Source organism: Microvirga sp. GCM10011540, assembly GCF_042650665.1.
In the GTDB taxonomy this organism is placed as follows: Bacteria; Pseudomonadota; Alphaproteobacteria; order Rhizobiales; family Beijerinckiaceae; genus Microvirga; species Microvirga lenta.
Map to the genome: position 1 here is coordinate 1 of NZ_JBHSBQ010000081.1, position 1,691 is coordinate 1,691.

Below are 1,691 nucleotides of genomic sequence, written 5' to 3' on the forward strand. Positions count from 1 at the left end.
CACGTGACGTTCTGACCTTAAGGCTAGCTTTAAGGTCAGTAGATCAATGAAGATCGAAGTTCTCGGCACAGAGCGCCGGCGGCGCTGGAGCCTCCAGGACAAACTCCAGATCGTGGACGAGACGATGCAGCTGGGCGTGACGGTCAGCGAAGTGGCCCGCCGCCATGGTCTGGCGCCCAGCGTTGTCTTCACCTGGCGCCGGCTGGCGCGCGAAGGCCGACTGGGCGACACTGGTCCCGCCTTCATGCCGGTCGAGATCACGCCCGTGCCGGTGCAGGCCATACCGGCGGTATCCTCACCGCGGCGCACCGGCCTGATCGAGATCGTCTTGGGCCGCGGGCGCCGCATTCGCGTGGACCGCGAGGTCGATGCCGAGGCGCTGCGGCGGGTGCTGCAGGTGGTGGAGAGCCTGGCATGATCCCGGTGCCGACCGGCGTGCGCGTGTGGCTGGCCACCGGCCATACTGACATGCGCAAAGGCTTTGGTGGCCTCTCCCTGCTGGTGCAGGAGACGCTCAGGCGCGATCCACATTCGGGCAATCTGTTTGTTTTCCGGGGACGCAGAGGCGATCTGATCAAGGTCCTCTGGTACGACGGCCAGGGCCTTTGTTTGTTCTCGAAGCGCATTGATCGGGGTCGTTTCCTGTGGCCCTCGCCGGCAGACGGCACGGTGTCGATTTCCACCGCGCAGTTGGGCTATCTCTTGGAAGGCATCGACTGGCGCAATCCCCAGCAAACTTGGCGCCCAACCGCCGCCGGATGAGCCACAAAGCCTTGCAAATCAACGCTTCCGTGGCACACTCGAAGCGTGGCAAATCACCCTGATCCGCTCCCCTCCAGTCTGACTGAGGCTCACGCGATGATCCGCGCCGAGCGCGCCGCCCGTTTGGCGGCCGAAGCCCGTGCGGGGGATCTGGAGATCGCGCGGGCTGCGTTGGAAGTCGCCCGGCTCGAAGTCACTCAGGCCCACGCCGCCCGTTATGCCCTGGAGCTGGAGATCGAGCGGCTCAAGCTGCAGATCGCCAAGTTGCGCCGCCAGCACTTCGGCACCTCGTCGGAACGCAGTGCCCGTCTCGAGCAGCTGTTGCTCGCCCTAGAGGACCTGGAGGAGAGCGCCGCCCACATGGACGCCGAGGCCGAGGCGAAGGATGCCGCCGCAGCACCGGGTGCGCCTCAGTGGACGGTCGAGGAGTTAGTGCGCACCAAACCCGCCCGCAGACCCTTGCCCGGGCATCTGCCGCGCCGACGCGTGGTTCTTCCTGGCCCGACCGCCTGCGCCTGCTGTGGCGGCGGCTTGCGCAAGCTCGGAGAGGTTGTGACCGAGACCCTGGAGCGCATCCCGGCGCGTTGGATCGTCGTGCAGACAGTCCGTGAGAAGTTCAGCTGCGCGGCCTGCGAGACGATCACCGAGACGCCGGCACCGTTCCATGCCATTCCGCGAGGCCGTGCCGGTCCCCACCTGCTGGCCGAGATCACGATCGGCAAGTTCGGGCTGCATCTGCCGCTGACCCGCCAGAGCGCGGTGTTCGCCCAGGAGGGCGTCGATCTGGATGTCTCGACCCTGTGCGACTGGATGGGAGCGGTCGCGGTTGCGACCCAGCCTCTGAGCGCTCTGATCGCCGAGCATGTGATGAAGGCCGAGCGGCTGCATGCCGATGACACGCCGGTGCCGGTGCTGGCCAAGGGCAAGAC

Annotated in this window: 3 protein-coding genes; all 3 read left to right on the forward strand. The window is 66.6% G+C overall.

Annotation, left to right across the window (positions count from 1 at the left end; all coding sequences use genetic code 11):
* The first annotated feature begins 46 nt into the window (after window positions 1-46).
* Window positions 47-418 (forward strand): transposase, encoded by a 372-nt coding sequence (locus ACFOYU_RS15350; protein WP_377034261.1) that lies wholly within the window; start codon window positions 47-49, stop codon window positions 416-418.
* Window positions 415-762, forward strand: a complete 348-nt coding sequence (gene tnpB, locus ACFOYU_RS15355) for an IS66 family insertion sequence element accessory protein TnpB (protein WP_262032342.1) — start codon at window positions 415-417, stop codon at window positions 760-762. Before ACFOYU_RS15350 ends, tnpB begins: the two co-directional genes overlap by 4 nt.
* A 96-nt stretch (window positions 763-858) precedes the next feature.
* On the forward strand, window positions 859-1,691 hold an 833-nt coding region (locus tag ACFOYU_RS15360; RefSeq protein ID WP_377034262.1), incomplete at its 3' end, for a transposase.

Excerpts from the sequence above, each read along its gene's own strand:
- tnpB (WP_262032342.1), top strand. The coding sequence starts at position 415 with ATGATCCCGGTGCCGACCGGCGTGCGCGTGTGGCTGGCCACCGGCCAT.
- ACFOYU_RS15350 (WP_377034261.1), top strand. The coding sequence starts at position 47 with ATGAAGATCGAAGTTCTCGGCACAGAGCGCCGGCGGCGCTGGAGCCTC.